The sequence below is a fragment of the Mesobacillus maritimus genome, from assembly GCF_019749255.1.
GTDB lineage: Bacteria > Bacillota > Bacilli > Bacillales > Cytobacillaceae > Mesobacillus_B > Mesobacillus_B maritimus_A.
In genome coordinates this window covers 319,897-337,676 of the sequence record NZ_JACWFH010000012.1, presented here as the reverse complement: position 1 = coordinate 337,676, position 17,780 = coordinate 319,897, and the positions used below count along the sequence as shown (strand labels likewise).

Here is a 17,780-nt window from a genome sequence, read left to right as displayed (position 1 = left end):
GCAACAACCTTTACGAAAACAGCCTTTTTCGTCTATTCAAAGCTTATAGTAGAGCGATAACCGAGATGTTCAAAAAAGGAGCTAAGGACTTGAACTGCGCTTTCTTCTGCTTTAGATAAAATACCCAACTCAATTGCTTCGTGTTCTATTTGTTCTTTTGCCTTTACTGCAAGGTCAAACCCCTCGTCCCAATGAACTTCACTTCGAAAGAGGCCTTCCTCCGAGTATGTTTGAACTTTGTCCATCTGAATGGATGGCTCTTGAATTAGTTGTGCGTGTGGAATCGTTATTGAAATTTCTTTGGTTTCTTCATTTATCTCCATGTTCTCTGCTGAAACAAGCTGTAAATCCACTCCGGCTAGGACGGTAGCAGGAACGATGAGCAACAAAGTACGCTTTGTTCCAGGGAGGTTGACATTTATATCTTTATTAAAAAGTTTATGATCTTCTTCTTTAATGATTGTGGTAACAAAAGCCTCAGCAGTAGCAAGAGTAGCTAAGTCTTGTACACTTTCAACCATACTAAAGGATTCTGATTTATAGGTGGTACCAGCAAATAGATTTGTATAAGTAAAGATTCCTAACCCACTAATGAATAGGAGAATAAGAACAATGGTTAAGATTCGGACAGTCAATTTTAACTTTAGGAAAGGGAAAAGGCTATGGCGGTGCTGTCTACTTTTGTCAATTGCTAATGTTGCAGCCGACTCGTGTCTAGCAGACTGAATTTCTTCTTTAGAGAAATGCGCATGTTTCTTTTTCTTTGCGCTCATGTTGGATCCCCCTATATTTCGACTAGTATAGACATCATAACAGAATATCCTACTAATTTCTTAATAAAAAATAATGAACAATAAAAAAAACCAGAAGTTGGCCTTCTGGTTTCTAATACATTGTATCTTCTCCTAACGGACACCTTTCATAAATCCCTGAATCTTTGGTGCAAAGATAAAGAGAATAATGGAAAGAACGATGGATGCACCACCTATCATCCCAAAGTAAACCATTTCTGTTGCAGGAGAATAGAATTTTACTAACTGAGCGTTAATTGCTTGGGCTGCAGCATTGGATAGAAACCAAAGGCTCATGGTTTGGGCTGAGAATGCAGCTGGAGCTAACTTCGTTGTCGCTGATAATCCTACAGGTGATAAGCATAATTCCCCGAGTACAACAATGAAATAGCTTAGTACAAGCCATAATGGGTTAACCAATGAATCTGTGCCACCAAAGTAAGCAGGTAACAGGATGACTAGGAAGGATAAACCAGCAAACAATAAACCAATTGAAAACTTTTGTGGGATTGTTGGTTGGCGCTTTCCTAATTTCATCCAAAACCAAGCAAATACAGGGGCTAAGACAATAATAAACAGCGGATTTAGTGACTGGAACCAAGCAGGAGAGATTGAAAATCCTGCAAATTCGAGCTGCGTTCTTTTATCCGCATAACTAGCCAAGATAGTAGAACCTTGTTCTTGGATTGCCCAAAACATAACAGCTGCAATGAAAAGCGGGATATAAGCAATGAGTCGTGAACGCTCTTCGGCAGTTGTTTTAGGGCTACGATACATAGTGATAAAATAAGCAGTTGGAATTCCAATTCCTAATATCCCAACAAGGGCAATAAAGCTTTCAAAGGTCAAAAGTCCTGCTGGTATGGTGATAGCAACTAAAATAGCAATGAGAACAAGAGCAATTCCAAACGTTGTGAATACCTTCTTTCTTTCAGTAGGGGAGAGAGGATTCGCAACAATGGTTCCTGCTAAACCGAGATTTTTCTTCTTTGTCAACATAAATACAAGTAACCCGACGAACATTCCGACAGCAGCAATTCCAAAGCCTAAGTGGAAGCTTGTTTTCGCCACTTCACCGGTGATTAATGGAGAGATAAAAGCTCCTAGGTTAATACCCATATAGAAGATACTAAATCCTGCGTCACGGCGATTGTCTTCCATGCTGTAGATTTCTCCGACAACACTCGACACATTCGGCTTTAATAAACCTGTACCGAGGACGATCAGAACCATAGAGATAAAGAATGTTGCCAAACTTCCTGGTATCGCTAATACGATATGTCCAAACATAATCAAAATACCACCGTAGAACACGGCTTTTGATGTACCTAAGACACGGTCGGCTAACCAACCACCGATAATTCCTGACATATAAACCAAAGAACCGTATATTGACATGATGGAGAAGGCAAGGGATTCATCAAGACCGAGCCCACCTTTGGATACTTCATAATACATATAGAAGACGAGGATTGCTCGCATTCCATAATAGGAAAATCGCTCCCAGAATTCTGTAAAGAATAACGTGAATAATCCCTTAGGGTGTCCAAAGAAACCTGTTTGAGGAACACTATCCACAATTTTCTGTTTATTAAAGTCTGACATCATACAACCTCCTTGATATTCTAACATAATAATATGATAGCCAGTTTTAGTCAAAAACTATTTTTGGAAAATTAGGGATAGTATGTATGAACCTTATTAGCATGAAATAAATAGAATACAACTGAGAGTAGGGGAGGGTAGCCTATCTACATTATAACCAAATGACAGGAATTCTTTGCATGTATACAATAATGTATACATGTGTACAAAAATGTAAACTTAATGTATACAATTCCGTTTACATGTTTACAAATACGTATACATATTGAATTAAAGGGATGTGTACAGTTTTGTGTACTTGTGTACGTTTTTGTACATATTGTACACATAAAAGTATACAACTAAAGTAGGATTGACCAATGGGACATCTTGCAATATTATGTAATTAATAGAAATTAATTTTTTTGAGAGGATTGATAGAATGAGTACTAGTAGAATTTGTGCTGTTGACGTTGGAAATGATGCTGTAAAGGCAGTTTTTGGAAAGCTAGATTATGAACTTTACATACCGAATGTAATCGCGAGAGATACGGCAGACCGTCCTGTTATTGGAATTGAAGATTTAAATGAGAAGAATCCACTCAGCGGTATTCATATAAGAGTACACTCCCCTGCCCTTATGGATAACAATGTCATTTACCGTGTTGGGGACTTAGCGACGAAGAGTGATAATGCTAGTGAACTAGATCCAGGAAGCAGTAAATCTGAAGAAGATCAAACGCTTGTTATGCTTTTTGCAACTCTAGCATTGGATGCTGTTCGCGAGGAAAATGCTTCTATTTTTAAAAGAAATAATAATGTAGTAGATGCGAACTATACATTAGGTACAGGACTTCCATTGCGTGAAGTGAAAGAAGGAAAAGATGTCGGTTACCGTTCACAACTACTAGGTTCTGTTCATCAAGTTGAATTCCTAGTTACTCCTAAATATCAAGGTTTAAAGGTAAATATTAGGTTTGACCAAGTAAAAGTCTATCCAGAAGGCTTTGCAGCTTATATTAATCTAGTAATGGACAATGATTTAAACGTCATTAACCGTGATTTAATTGATAAAAATATCTTGATTCAGGATATTGGTGGATTATCTACAGATATCGCTGTCATTAAAAGTCGAAACGTGGATGACGATAAGGCACAGGGCTTTAACCTTGGAGTAGCGGAAGCTTTAGAGGCGATTCGAGAAGAAATTAGATCAAAGCACGGAGTGGAGTTAGATAGCCGACGTGATGTTGTAGACATTATTACTAGAAAAAATGATCGTAACCATATTATGGTGCGAGGTAGCCGTACAAGCGTTCATGACATTACGGACCGAATTTTAGTCGATTTGGCAAAGAAACAATACCGTCATCTGCGTAATGTTTGGCAAAAGAACTCACAAACAGAGATTTGCTACTTTGTTGGTGGTGGCTCCATGGTCCTTAAGGAGTATATTAAGACGCTTAATAATAATCTAGATGGCTACAATATTGAGTTCTTCGAAGACGAGAAGGAAAGTATCTGGATGATGGCAAATGCTTACTACAAATTAATCTCGGACTTTGTTCGTAAAACAGAGAAGGCAAACCACAAATCAGCTAAAGAACCTGTTAAGCAATCTTCAAATAAGTAAGATGATAAGGTGATTTCATGGACAAAAAGGGAATGACTCGCATCCAGAGGGGGCAGGCGATTACCTTCCGCCTCCCTTCCGATACCCCTGACCACATCTTAAAGCAGTTACAGAGGCTTAAGGAAACGGAGAAACGCAACTTTTCTAGTAAGATAGCTGAATTTGCTATTGAGGGTGTCGGAAACACCATTGCTAAGGAAAAGGAAACCGTTACAATCCCCCTTCCGAAGCAACTGAGCAAAGAACAGCGTAACTGGCTAAAGCATTCTCATTCTGAAGCGATGTTAGGAACAATTGTCTATCAATTGCTTGCTGATCCAGTTAGGGCAGCTGCCATTCTAGCTACTTTGAACAGTAAAGCCCTTGACATAGATGAGGCATTATATCTTCAGGAGGGGTTCCAGGAGGAGTCAATGCCTGCTAAGGTAGAAGAAGTATCCAATGCAGACGAGACGCAGCCAGACACCTTTGAGGACGATCTGATGGACTTTGATTGGGAATCGGCGTTACAAGAACAAGCATCGTCAGTGGATGAATCCGATTCAGAAGAGGCTGAAGACGAGGACCCCGATGATCTTCTTGGTGGTTTTTTAACATTAATGAATAAGTAAGGTTATTTAGAATTAAGTGATGACAGGCTACCTATTAAAAAATAGGTGGTCTTTTTTTAAGCTCATTATTCAAGCCTTGTACTAGCATTCGGAATCAAAAACAATGTTTACTTAAAAGTTTTTTAACCACTGCCGGAAGTTTTATATATACGTTTAAAACGGTATAATGGCAAATAAAACTCTATAGATTGGACGGAAAAAATGGAATATCGTTTAAAAGTGAAATCAAAGTATGTGAACAGGTTTAAAAGCGGATATCCGCTCATTTTTAAGGATGCAATACTGAATTTGAATGAAGTGAAAGAAGAAGGAGCGATTGTGAGGCTCGTAGATGAACGGAATCAGTTTCTTGCAAAAGGATATTACGGGAAGCAAAACAAAGGCTTTGGCTGGGTCTTAAGTAAAAATGAACAAGAGCAATTTAATCAGCCTTTTTTTAAACAAAAGCTTCATGAAGCTATTCAACGAAGACAGCATTTTTATGAAAATCCAGATACAACAGCTTTCCGGATTTTTAATGGTGAAGGCGATGGCGTTGGTGGGGTAACCATTGAATACTTCGCTGGCTATTACTTGATTCATTGGTACAGCCAAGGGATCTACACATTTAAGGACTATATCATTGGCGCATTAAAAGAATTGGTGGAATTCAAGGGGATTTATCAGAAAAAGCGCTTTGATACAAAGGGTCAATACATTGAAGAAGATGATTTTGTTATAGGTGAACGAGGAGAGTTCCCTTTGATTGTGAAGGAAAATGGAATGAACTACGCTGTTTATCTCAATGAAAGTGCCATGGTGGGTGTCTTCCTTGATCAGCGGGACGTACGGAGGACGATACGTGACCAATATGCTAAAGGGAAGACGGTACTGAATACCTTCTCTTATACAGGGGCTTTCTCGGTTGCTGCAGCCCTAGGGGGAGCCGCAAAGACGACCAGTGTCGACTTGGCAAATCGGAGCCTACCGAAAACACAAGAGCAATTTAGCATCAACCGTATCGATGCCGAGGAGCAAGATATCCTTGTCATGGATGTTTTTAAGTACTTTAAGTACGCAGTAAAGAAAAACCTTAAGTTTGATATGGTTATTCTTGATCCACCGAGCTTTGCACGATCAAAGAAATTTGTTTTTAGTGCTGAGAAGGATTATAAAGATTTGTTAAAAGAGGCTATTGCGATTACGGAGAAAAACGGTGTCATTGTTGCTTCTACCAACGCTAGCAACTTTGACATGAATAAGTTTAAGGGATTTATTAAAACGGCCTTTAAAGAAAGCAATGAAAAATATCATATTATTGAGGAGTTCTCATTACCGAAGGATTTTAGAACAATAAATGCCTTCCCAGAAGGTGATTATTTAAAGGTTTGTTTTATAAAAAAACTTGGGTAACGAAAGAATAAAAGGGTGAAATCCAAATGGATTTCACCCTTTTATTTTAAATTAAATCACTCCTTGAGCAATCATCGCGTCGGCTACTTTAATGAAACCAGCGATATTGGCACCCATGACAAGGTTATCAGGTTGACCAAACTCTTCTGCAGCTTCCACGCTGTTCTGGTAAATGTTTTTCATGATATTCTGTAGCTTTTGATCGACTTCTTCAAAAGTCCAAGTCAACCTCATGCTATTTTGTGACATTTCAAGTGCAGATACAGCTACACCACCTGCATTTGCAGCTTTGGCTGGTCCGAATAGAACCTTGTTTTCTAGGAATAATTCAATAGCCTCCAAAGTAGATGGCATATTAGCGCCTTCACCGATTGCTTTTACACCATTTTCTACTAATGTCTTAGCAGAAGCTTCATCAATTTCATTTTGAGTCGCACATGGTAAGGCGATATCACATGGAATGGACCAAATGCCTGTGCACCCTTCGTAGTACTCTGCTTGTGGATGCTCCAATACGTAGTCACTAATACGTCTTCTTTCAACTTCCTTTAAACGTTTAACCGTATCAAGGTTGATCCCGTTTGGATCGTACACATAGCCGTCAGAGTCGCTACAAGCGATTACTTGAGCTCCTAACTGGTAGGCCTTTTCAATCGCATAAATAGAAACGTTTCCTGACCCAGAAACAACCACGGTACTGTCCTTAAAGCCCATTCCTTTATCCGCAAGCATTTCTTCTACAAAATACACTGTTCCATAGCCTGTTGCTTCTGGTCGTGCTGGGCTACCGCCATAAATAGGTGCTTTCCCTGTTAGGATACCAGCTTCATAACCACCACGGATCTTTTTGTATTGACCAAATAGGTAGCCGATTTCTCGTGCGCCAACACCAATATCTCCTGCAGGAACATCAATATCTTGACCGATGTGACGATAGAGTTCACTCATAAAGCTTTGTGTAAAGCGCATCACTTCTCCATCTGATTTGCCCTTTGGATCAAAGTCAGAACCGCCTTTTCCGCCGCCAATTGGCAAGCCTGTTAAAGAGTTTTTAAAGACCTGTTCAAAACCAAGGAACTTAATAATACTTGCATTAACAGATGGGTGGAAGCGTAGTCCGCCTTTATAAGGTCCAATACTACTGCTGAATTGAACACGAAAACCACGGTTTACTTGAACGTTTCCTTGATCGTCAACCCATGGAACACGGAAAGTAATCATTCGCTCAGGTTCTGAAATTCTCTCTAAAATATTGTGTTCAATATATTTGGGGTATTTGGCAAAAATAGGGACAAGTGAATCGAAAATTTCCTTTGCTGCCTGGTGGAATTCATACTCGTGGGGGTTACGTTTTTTGACTGCTTCATATACTTCATTTACGTATTTTTTCGCTGCTTGCAACTCTGGTGTTGAGGTATTGTTGATCATCATTGCCATATCGTTCTTCCTCCCTTGTTTTATAAAAAGTATGTATAGGATCCATTAGGGAACTTTTTAGGTTTTCAATATGCAGAATTATAAAACTATTATCCGGTCTAATCAATATAAATAGTAGATGAAAACAATGCCAATGTGAGATGATAAACAGGGAGGTGGGACAAATGGAGCTAAGACAAATTGAATATTTTATCGAAGTTGCCAAGCGTGAACATGTAACGGAGGCCGCCCTAAATTTACATGTGGCGCAGTCTGCAGTGAGTAGACAAATTTTCAACCTAGAAGCAGAGCTTGGGGTAGAGCTGTTTATTAGAGAGGGGCGTAATGTTCGGTTAACTCCCATTGGTAGGAGCTTTTTAGAGCATATGGAACAAGTGAAAAAGGTGATTGAAAATGCCAAGGGTGAAATTTCAGACTACCTTGATCCTGAGCGGGGTACCGTTCGAATCGGTTTCCCGAGCAGTTTGGCTGCATATACACTTCCAACAACCGTTTCAGCTTTCCGTGAACAATTTCCAAATGTAAAATTTCAGTTGAATCAAGGTTCCTATCATGAGTTAGTTGAAGGTGTGGTTAAAGGTGAATTTGACTTAGCTTTAATAGGCCCAGTGCCAAAACACGAGAAAAAAGTCACGGGGAAAACGTTGTTTACGGAAAAAATTGTCGCCTTACTGCCCACTAATCACCCTTTAGCGGAGCTCCCATATATCGAGTTAAATCAGCTTCGGAATGATTCGTTTATTCTTTTTCCGAAGGGGTTTGTTTTACACGATATGATTGTGGATGCTTGTGAGCAGCACGGCTTTCAACCTACGGTAAACTTTGAAGGAAAAGATATTGATGCAATTAAAGGACTGGTTTCTGCTGGCCTAGGAATTGCCCTTATCCCGGAAATTACCTTAGTAGATAGTTTGCCAAGGTTAACGGTCAAAAAAAAGTTGGTGAAGCCCAATATTACTCGTACGGTTGGAATTATTATTCCGAGTGAACGAAAACTCCTTCCGACGGAAGTGATTTTTTATGAGTTTATTCAAGAGTTGTTTTCGAAAATTAACCAATTTCAAAATGACTTATTTTAATTGGTATGTAAAGCTCAGCTAAAGGTTTGTTGTGTTCCATAAAGCAGGATCAAAAACATGCTTAAGCTTGATTAATAAAAAACAAATAAAACAAGAAAGTAAATGGCCATGGTGTTTAAGCCAAGCGGTACAGCGAACTGGGCCCACTCTTTACTGGTAATATTCAACTTTCCAGCAGCAATGATATTCGGAATGTTCCCTGGAATCAGCATACCACCGCTTATGAGCAGACCAAGCAAAATGGCTTGAATGGTGTCTGCCTCCATTGCCGGGCTAATCTCGGCAGCAGCAAGCGTTGCATTGTCTAAGATGGCTGAAATCATATTGATCCAATATAAAGTGGTGGGATGCAAATCAAGAATATAGGTAGTAATGAAAGGCTCAAATCCATTCCCAAGTAACGTTAACCCCATCACAAATAGGTAAATTTTAACCGTTCGGATTAAAATGTGTTTGTAACTTTCTGGCCGCTGGTCTATATCCAACCCTTTTGCATTCTTCCGGGGATTCACAAAGAACATTGTTAAAATCCCAAATACAACGATTGCCGTGACAACTTCTGGGCCAATTAGCTTTAATAAATAAAAGAAGTCTTGATTTAATTTTCCAACAGTAATGGTCGATAACGGTTCCCCAATCGGCGTTAACGCCGCCCCAAGGCCAATAGAAAAACAGGCAATAATCGTAAAACGAACCCGAGATTCACGATTCAGCGGGAGCACATTTACGATAATCACGAGAATAATAGCCGCGATAATGGCTGTGATCAAACTCGAAACAAGTCCTAACACCATCACCGTCAAGCCTGCAAATATGCGTGGTGACAATGCTCTACTTAAGGTTTGAATTGTTCTTTCAAGCTGGACATGCAGCCATTTCGTGAGTAGCCCTGCCACCAATACAGCGATGGTAATCTTGATGGGGTCGACGAGTGCTTTTTTCATTAAGGTTGCATCCATAATCCCACTGACGGTTGCCGCCGCAAGCCCCATTACAAATAAAAAAACTTCTAAATTCCGCTCAACTTTTTGCACAGTAAACGGCAAAAATAAGACCAACACTAAAATAATCAATAACCCCATTTTGCTCCAAATCCTTTACATTTTGATGTATACCCTATCCTATTAATGACTTGTACAAAAAATCACTCAGTTGGGTGAAATTTAATCTATAGAACAGTTCAAGGCTGAAAAAGGTAGCTTGAGTCCGGGTGAGGGAAGGGTTCGGACAGTGCTGGGTTGAAAAATGGAAATGGAGTCCGAATGAGAGTTGAGTTCGGACAGCCCCAGGTAGAAAAACAGAAATGGAGTCCGAATGAGAGGTTGAGTTCGGACAGCACCAGGTAGAAAAACAGAAATGGAGTCCGAATGAAGGTTGAGTTCGGACAGTCACAGGGTGAAAAACGAAAATGGAGTCCGAATGAAGGTTGAGTTCGGACAGCCCCAGGTTGAAAAACAAATATGGAGTCCGAATAAGGGCTGAATTCACGGAAAGCCTCAACTAAAAAAAGGAAATTCTCAGTCCGAATGAATACATCCTACCCCTAAAAGAGTGAATTCCCCCAAAAACAATCCCCAATCTTAAGAAAGTCTTAAGAAAAATAGTCAGCTTTCATTAAGATTTGCTGTTTACAATAAAGACAAGGTTGATGACAGGAGAGTGGACCATGGCTACATATAAAGTTTTGGTAGTAGATGATGACAAGGAAATTCGTGATGCAATCGAGATTTACCTTAAGAATGAGGGAATCTCAGTTATGAAGGCAAAGGATGGAATTGAGGCAATTGAAATATTAAATGAGCAGACCATTCATTTGATCGTGCTCGATATTATGATGCCGCGTTTAGATGGAATCTCAACCGCTTTTAAAATTCGTGAAGAAAAGAACATCCCCATCATCATGCTAAGCGCTAAAAGTGAAGATACCGATAAAATCCTCGGTCTCCAGGTGGGCGCGGACGATTATGTGACTAAGCCTTTCAATCCACTTGAATTAATTGCCCGGGTAAAGTCACAGTTGAGACGGTATGTGACCTTAGGGACGTTCGAAGGGGGCAACAAGGTCATTGATTTACACGGGCTGACGATTGACCCTACTGCAAAGGAAGTTACCGTCAACGGGGACGTAGTCAAGCTAACCCCGATTGAATACCGTATCGTGGAACTGTTAATGAAAAATGCAGGCCGTGTATTTTCCATAGATGAAATTTATGAACGGGTGTGGAAAGAACCAGGCATCAATGCGGAAAACACGGTTGCGGTCCACATCCGAAAGATTCGTGAAAAGATAGAAATTGATCCGAAAAATCCAAGGTACTTAAAGGTGGTATGGGGAATTGGCTACAAAATCGAGAAATAAGTTAATCAAGTTATTTGTTTTTATTTTTTTACTCACATATGGCATAAGTGGTATTTTCATGACCATTACATCGGGTGGAAACTATATTAAAAATTATTATGAAACGGAAGAGTTTCGGCAGGAATATTATCAATTTGTCGACCTTTTAGGCATCTTTGAATTAAAGAATTTGTCAAAGGAAGAGGTAAAAAAAGCAATATCGGTTAGCGCCGAGGAAATTGAAGAACATCGTACGCACTATGGGGATTTAGCTAGCCAAATTGAGAATATTGAAGAACAATATCGCTATCGGATTGAGGAAGCAGAAGAGGCAAATAAAGAAATAGCAGATGTTTACCGAGAAGAGCGTGATAAGAAAATTGCAGACATCACCGAAAATTTTAAGAATGATGATCATGTGCGTGCGAAGATTGTGAAAGAGAAAGAAGAACAGCTAGATGATTATTTTCAACAAATTGAGGGATATCGAAGTCAATTTCTACTATACGAAGACTCATTTAAATATTATTTAAAAAATAAAAAGAGTGGAGAAGTGATTACAAATCTAGCGGGGGTAGAGGATAAGCCTGTTGAGGAGCTTTTAAATAAGCAAAATACGAATTTTATTCAGTATTACCCTAGCAAAGGTTCTGGATATCTAACAGGGAATGAGAACTTTGTGTATGGTGAGTATAATGATGTGATTTTAGAGGTGTATAAAGGACAGACCTTTGAGGGGGTCATTGGAGTCCCAAAAACAAAGACAGCAAACAATGTCGTGTCTGGTTGGGCTAAAGACTACGAGAAACGACAAATCATGATGCTGGTGTTTGTCTCTACTAGTTTAATTGCGCTCATACTTAGTTGGTTTCTTAGAAAATGGGCGAGTATTCCAATGGAGATAGAAAGGAAACTGGTAGACTTTTATGTACGGATTCCAATTGATGTTAGGGTAATTTTAATAGGAATTACCGCTATTTTCGTGTTAATTAGTTTCTTTTTTATCAGTGATAGTATGCTTTATTTTCAATTAGGTGATGAGGTAGTTGCCATCCTAATTGCTAGTATTTTGGTGTTCATATTACACTTCCAAGGAAAATGGCTTTTAAGGGATTGGCCAGAGGGTACAGACCCACAATGGAAAAACGGGGAACAGCTTCGGCATGAGTGGAAGCAAAGCTTAGTAAGTAAATTCTATTTGCTGTTGAAGGAGTTCTTCCTAAATCGTAGCATTGGGATGCAAATGACCATTCTCTTAAGCTTTGTCTTTTTATTAGGTGCAAGTATTGTGATTGTTGTCATTGAACCAGTATTTGTGTTGGTCCTTGGCGTACTTTTAGTAACTGGTGTAATCGCGTTAATTGTGATCATGAAATTCACTGGTTATTTTAATAAAATTGTTGCAAATACAGATGAACTTGCTTCAGGAAGATTAGGAGCAGATTTACCTGTAGAAGGGAAAAGCATTCTGGCTAGGCTAGCAGCGAATATCAATATCCTTAAACATGGGGTAAAACAATCGAAAAACGAACAAGCCAAAAGTGAACGGTTAAAATCAGAATTGATCACAAACGTTAGCCATGATTTGCGTACGCCGTTGACGTCGATTATCACGTATAGTGAGCTTTTAAAGACTCCTGATTTGTCTGAGGCCGACCGTGCGGCCTATATTGAAATCATTGATAGCAAGTCTAAGCGATTGAAGGTGTTGATCGATGATTTATTTGAAGCATCCAAAATGGCGAGTGGTAGTGTAGAACTAGTAAAGGAAAAAGTGGACCTTGTTCAGCTATTACAGCAGGCACTGGCTGAGCATAATGGAGCATTTGAGAACGCAGGATTACAGTTGCGTATTGTAACTCCTGAGAAGGCAGTTTATGCTATGGTAGATGGGCAGAAACTTTGGAGAGTGTTTGATAATCTGATTGGAAATATCCTTAAATATTCATTAGAAAACACACGGGTGTATATCACATTAAACCAAAATGATGGTGAGTCAATCATTACGTTTAAAAATGTCACTAAATACGAATTAAGTGAGAATGTGGACGAATTGTATGAACGGTTCAAGCGTGGCGATGAATCTAGGAATACAGATGGTTCTGGCCTGGGACTTGCAATTGCCAAGTCAATCATTGATCTCCATGAAGGGGAAATGAACATTGATGTAGATGGAGATTTGTTTAAAGTGACGATTACCTTAGATAGCCTTCAGTAGATTCCGCCATTAGAAAAATGCAAACGAGGTAAAACAAAAAATGATTGAGTTCTTTGATATTATAAAAGCCATTCTTCTTGGCATGGTAGAAGGGCTAACAGAGTTTGCTCCAGTGTCTTCAACAGGTCATATGATTATCGTTGACGATATGTGGCTCCAGTCCCAAGAATTCCTTGGGAAATATGCAGCCAACACCTTCAAGGTCGTCATCCAACTAGGTTCGATTTTGGCCGTTGTCATTATTTTTAGGAAACGGTTTGTGGAAATGTTAGGGTTAGGTAGAAAATCTGAGAGAACGGAAGGCCGTTTGAAGTTAACTCAAGTAATCGTTGGGTTGCTTCCGGCTGGGATTCTTGGGGTGCTTTTTGAGGATTATATCGATGAGCACTTGTTCTCACTTTCTACGGTCATCATTGGATTGGTCATTGGGGCAATTTTTATGATTTTTGCGGATCTATTCCGCAAGAAAACTCCTACGGTAGAAACAGTTGACCAAATTAGCTATAAACAGGCATTTACCGTTGGGCTCATTCAATGCTTCTCGCTATGGCCGGGCTTTTCCCGCTCAGGCTCCACCATTTCTGGAGGCGTTCTGCTTGGGATGAGTCACCGTGCCGCATCTGATTTTACCTTTATCATGGCGGTACCGATTATGGCAGGAGCAAGTCTGCTGTCGCTTGTGAAAAACTGGCAGTACTTTTCGATTGAGGCGTTGCCATTCTTTATTGCAGGTTTTATTACAGCCTTTGTTTTTGCGATCGTTTCGATTCGGTTCTTTTTAAAACTGATTAATAAAATAAAACTAATTCCCTTTGCGATTTATCGAATCCTATTAGCTTTCCTAATCTATGTTTTTTATTTTTAAAATGAAAAAGGCTGACTCCAATGGAATCCATTAGAGTCAGCCTTTTTCTTATGCCTTAGCTTCGTATAGCTTAGCAATTTCAAGAACAACATTTACCGCCTTTTCCATATTATCAACGGAAATATATTCGTAGCGTCCATGATAGTTTTCTCCACCTGTAAATACATTCGGTGTAGGTAGTCCCATATAACTTAGTTGAGAACCGTCTGTACCACCACGGATCGGCTTAACGATTGGTTGAATACCGAGGTTCATCATTGCTTCGTGGGCAAGGTCAACGATATGTTTTACTGGTTCAATTTTATCTTTCATATTGTAGTATTGATCATTCATTTCAAGAACGATGCGATCTTGGCCATAGACTTTTTGAAGATCATCTACGATTGAAGCAAGCATTGCTTTTCGATCTTCAAACTTTTCACGGTCATGGTCACGGATAATGTAAGCTAGTTTCGTTTCTTCCACATCCCCATTGAACGAGATGAGATGGTAGAACCCTTCATATCCCTCAGTATGTTCAGGTGCCTCTTCAGCAGGAAGGCGACTGTTTAACTCCATTGCAATTTTTGCAGAGTTCACCATTTTTCCTTTTGCTGTCCCAGGGTGAACGTTTTTCCCTTTGATGGTAATTTTAGCGGCAGCAGCATTGAAGCTTTCATATTCAAGCTCACCCAGCGGTCCGCCATCCATTGTATAAGCGTATGTAGCGTCGAAGGCTTTGACATCAAAGCGATGTGGTCCTCGGCCAATTTCCTCATCAGGAGTAAAGGCAACGCGAATGGTACCATGTTTGATCTCAGGATGCTGAATCAGGTGGTTCATCGCTGTCATGATTTCAGCAACCCCAGCTTTGTTGTCAGCTCCAAGAAGGGTGGTCCCATCTGTTGTAATCAAAGTATGCCCTTTGTATTGAGGAAGCTCTGGAAACTCTTTTGTTGAAAGAACAATTTGCTGACTTTCATTTAAGACAATGTCGTTTCCATCATAGTTTTCGACGATTTGTGGATTGACGTTTTTTCCGGTAAAATCAGTCGCCGTATCAACATGGGCAAGGAAGCCGATTGTTGGGACTTCTTTATCTGTGTTCGCAGGAAGCGTAGCCATCACGTAGCCATTTTCATCGATGGTCACATCTTCCATACCGATGGTTTTCAATTCTTCTACTAACTGGTTCGCTAACACCAATTGTCCTGGTGTTGAAGGACAGGTTTCGCTGCTTTCATCCGATTGTGTATCTACTTTTACATAGGAAATAAATCTTTCCATGATTTCTGATCTCATGCGTTATCCACTCCTATTGATTTAATAGAGATAGTTTATCACAAAATGGGGGATTTCTTATCATTTCTATATAGTAAGGATTTTTCAGGAGAAACCACCTTTAAAGGTTTTAGAAATATTTGAATTCATTTGTCGGGCGAATAGGTAGAAAAACCTATAAAATTAGCGTAATTTAACAAAGTTCAAATGAATCTCCCATGAATTGGGTCATTTAGCCTGCGTTTATTGAAGAAAGTATGGTTAATTTGTAGAAATTCAGAAAATTAATATAGTCATAACGTCACTGTTTTCTGAATATTGTATATGTTACGATTTATTTACTTTTATTTCGGAACTCGAAAGGGGACACAACCATGAAGAAAAAGAAATTATTATCGATTCTTTCCACAGGTGCACTAGCATTATCTTTGCTTGCACCTACAGTAGTGCCAACGCAAACAGCAGAGGCAGCAACAACTGCAAAATGGGATGTCGAGCGCTATGGCGATCGTGTGGATATTGATGGGCAGTTGAATCGACTTTCTCAAGATGAAAACTTTTTGAAGAAAGCTGAGGCTGATTTAAAAAAGCAGGCTGAGGGGATTAATTTTGATGAAAGTGTAAGTACTCAATCTTCAGCAGCTGATAGTACCTTTACATATGACGGTGGGACAAAGTTGTTCCTCGATAGAGATTTAGCTTTTAAGGAATTTACTTTACGTAGTGTGGGAGAGAATGTTGAGATTTGGGTTGCGGAAGATCTTAGCTTCCCGGATGAGCGACCTGCACATGTTGTCACACAAGAACAAGTAGATAAGCTTCGTGATGAATTCGATAGCAATATTTATCCGAAAGCAACGGAATTCTTTGGAACGCCAGACCCACTAGATGGCTCACATTCTCCGCTTCCAGGGATGGTAGGTTTACCTGAGGGATATTATGAAGGCAGCGATAAAGTCATTATGCTTGTTGATAATGTGAAGGATGAGGGATATTATGACCCATCTTATCCATTCTTCGTTGCTGGGTTCTTCTGGCAAACACTAGAAAACTATATCGATCGTAACATCATTACCATTGATACAAATAGCTGGGAAACACGTCTTGAGAGCACATTCTTTGGGACAACCATTCATGAGCTTCAACACTTGATTCATGCTGATAATGATGGGGATGAAGAAACTTGGTTAAATGAAGGGATGTCGACTTTCTCTGAGTATCTTGGTGGGTATGGACTTGATGCTAGCTCAATCAACTTTTATCTAGACCATCCTGAAAACTCTTTGACACTTTGGGATGATCATGTAGGGGCAGAAACAGGCCCAGAAACCATTGCTGATTATGGACAAGTTCAATTGTTTACAACTTATTTAAATGACAAGTTTGGACAGGAATTTATTCGTGATTTGGCAGTTAGTGAAACAAATAGTATTGATAGTATTGAAGAAACTTTTGCAAAGCATAATATTGATATGACGTTTACAGAGGTTTATCAAAACTTTATTACAGCTCTTGCAATCGATAGCGATCGCGTAGGCAAGGGAATCTACGATATTGATAGTGTTGACCTCCGTGCCTTACCAGTTGACAGTGAGGGTACAGAGCGTGGAAAAACAGTTGATTATGAAAAAGCGTTAACCTACGAAAAAGATGGCGTTCCAGCATGGGGTGGGGATTTCAAAAAACTTGAATTCCAAGATAAAATTAGTGGAATCTCTTTTGATGGTGTGGATTTCTTAGGAACACAGTGGGAGTCTGTTGCTGATCCTATAAATGCTGCAAATAAGGTGCTTTGGGGAAATGAAGGCGATGAAGCGGATAACCACTTAATTCTAGAGGCAGATTTAAGCAGTGTTGGTTCCGCTACACTTAACTTCGATCATTTCCTTGATATTGAAGAGCAATGGGACTTTGGGGCAGTTCAAGTTTCAACAGATAATGGCCAAACTTGGACAAGTCTAGAAAACGAAAATACTCGTTCCGATGTAGTTGACGAAGGCTATCCGAAGATTAAAGAGAATGTTCCAGGATTTACAGGAAATGTGAAAGAATGGAGTAGGGAAAGTTTTGATCTAAGTGAATACGCTGGCCAAAAGATATTGGTTTCATTCCGCTACTTAACGGACTGGGGTCATACTGACTCAGGTTGGTTCGTGGATAATATTGAAATCCCAGAAATCAGTTATAGCAATGACGGCAGCTCTATCGATGAGTTTAAGTCATTAAGTGAAGTTTTTGAAGACTATGTTGAGTACACGGTCACATTCATCAATGAAAGAGAAGTTGGCAACAAAAAAGGTGCGAAAACAAACTACAAGGTCATTACAGTAGACCCATTCAATGTAACTGAAGAAAACGCGCTTCAATTACGTCAGCTCTTCAAAGATGGCAATAACTACATGATTACTTCGTACGCAGCACCAGCTGATCAGAAGAATTCTGTTGATTTCACTTATGAGGTGAAATTAAAAGAGAATAACGGTAAGAAAAACTCAAATAAAGGTAACAACAAAAATAATAAAAACAAAAATAATAAAAACTAAGAAGAAAGCTGCGTATATTGGGGCGCAGC

At 39.5% G+C, this 17,780-nt stretch carries 13 protein-coding genes; 8 read left to right on the top strand and 5 right to left on the bottom strand.

Features of this window, described 5'->3' with window-relative positions; genetic code table 11:
• Positions 1-32: 32 nt before the first annotated feature.
• The gene (locus H0185_RS11980; protein WP_221873719.1) at positions 33-773 is read right to left on the bottom strand and encodes a DUF4230 domain-containing protein; all 741 of its coding nucleotides are present in this window, start codon (positions 771-773) and stop codon (positions 33-35) included.
• A 132-nt stretch (positions 774-905) separates the two neighbouring features.
• Positions 906-2,396 (bottom strand): peptide MFS transporter, encoded by a 1,491-nt coding sequence (locus tag H0185_RS11975; RefSeq protein ID WP_221873718.1) that lies wholly within the window; start codon positions 2,394-2,396, stop codon positions 906-908.
• Positions 2,397-2,817: 421 nt separating this feature from the next.
• Between H0185_RS11975 and H0185_RS11970 the strand changes: the two genes are divergently transcribed.
• The 3 genes from H0185_RS11970 (at position 2,818) to H0185_RS11960 (ending at position 6,011) form a co-directional block, all read left to right on the top strand.
• The gene (locus H0185_RS11970; RefSeq protein ID WP_221873717.1) at positions 2,818-4,008 is read left to right on the top strand and encodes a ParM/StbA family protein; all 1,191 of its coding nucleotides are present in this window, start codon (positions 2,818-2,820) and stop codon (positions 4,006-4,008) included.
• A gap of 17 nt (positions 4,009-4,025) precedes the next feature.
• Entirely contained in the window at positions 4,026-4,619 is a 594-nt protein-coding gene (locus H0185_RS11965; protein ID WP_221873716.1) for a hypothetical protein, read from the top strand.
• Positions 4,620-4,820: 201 nt separating this feature from the next.
• Complete coding sequence (locus H0185_RS11960) at positions 4,821-6,011, top strand: class I SAM-dependent rRNA methyltransferase (RefSeq protein ID WP_221873715.1); 1,191 nt, start codon at positions 4,821-4,823, stop codon at positions 6,009-6,011.
• A gap of 51 nt (positions 6,012-6,062) precedes the next feature.
• Here the strand turns inward: H0185_RS11960 and gdhA are convergent, their stop codons facing one another.
• Positions 6,063-7,448, bottom strand: a complete 1,386-nt coding sequence (gene gdhA, locus H0185_RS11955) for an NADP-specific glutamate dehydrogenase (protein ID WP_246629140.1) — start codon at positions 7,446-7,448, stop codon at positions 6,063-6,065.
• Between the two features lie 164 nt (positions 7,449-7,612).
• Here gdhA and gltC point away from each other — a divergent pair, with 164 nt between their 5' ends.
• Positions 7,613-8,527, top strand: coding sequence for a glutamate biosynthesis transcriptional regulator GltC (gene gltC, locus H0185_RS11950; RefSeq protein ID WP_221873714.1), 915 nt, complete (start codon positions 7,613-7,615; stop codon positions 8,525-8,527).
• Positions 8,528-8,598: 71 nt separating this feature from the next.
• On the opposite strand, the gene H0185_RS11945 is transcribed toward gltC, so the two are convergent.
• The gene (locus tag H0185_RS11945) at positions 8,599-9,609 is read right to left on the bottom strand and encodes a DUF1646 family protein (protein WP_221873713.1); all 1,011 of its coding nucleotides are present in this window, start codon (positions 9,607-9,609) and stop codon (positions 8,599-8,601) included.
• A gap of 584 nt (positions 9,610-10,193) precedes the next feature.
• On the opposite strand from H0185_RS11945, the gene H0185_RS11940 reads away from it, so the two are divergent.
• Genes H0185_RS11940 through H0185_RS11930 form a run of 3 tightly spaced genes read left to right on the top strand, consistent with a single transcriptional unit; the run spans position 10,194 to position 13,948 of the window.
• The gene (locus H0185_RS11940; RefSeq protein ID WP_221873712.1) at positions 10,194-10,886 is read left to right on the top strand and encodes a response regulator transcription factor; all 693 of its coding nucleotides are present in this window, start codon (positions 10,194-10,196) and stop codon (positions 10,884-10,886) included.
• Positions 10,864-13,083 carry a histidine kinase dimerization/phospho-acceptor domain-containing protein gene (locus H0185_RS11935; protein ID WP_221873711.1) on the top strand — a complete coding sequence of 740 codons (2,220 nt, stop codon included), beginning with the start codon at positions 10,864-10,866 and terminating at the stop codon, positions 13,081-13,083. Before H0185_RS11940 ends, H0185_RS11935 begins: the two co-directional genes overlap by 23 nt.
• Before the next feature lie 40 nt (positions 13,084-13,123).
• Complete coding sequence (locus H0185_RS11930; protein ID WP_221873710.1) at positions 13,124-13,948, top strand: undecaprenyl-diphosphate phosphatase; 825 nt, start codon at positions 13,124-13,126, stop codon at positions 13,946-13,948.
• Positions 13,949-13,996: 48 nt separating this feature from the next.
• Here H0185_RS11930 and pepT read toward each other — a convergent pair whose 3' ends face one another.
• Positions 13,997-15,229, bottom strand: coding sequence for a peptidase T (pepT, locus tag H0185_RS11925; RefSeq protein WP_221873709.1), 1,233 nt, complete (start codon positions 15,227-15,229; stop codon positions 13,997-13,999).
• 353 nt (positions 15,230-15,582) lie between these two features.
• Between pepT and H0185_RS11920 the strand changes: the two genes are divergently transcribed.
• The gene (locus H0185_RS11920; RefSeq protein ID WP_221873708.1) at positions 15,583-17,751 is read left to right on the top strand and encodes a choice-of-anchor J domain-containing protein; all 2,169 of its coding nucleotides are present in this window, start codon (positions 15,583-15,585) and stop codon (positions 17,749-17,751) included.
• The last annotated feature ends 29 nt before the right edge of the window (positions 17,752-17,780 follow it).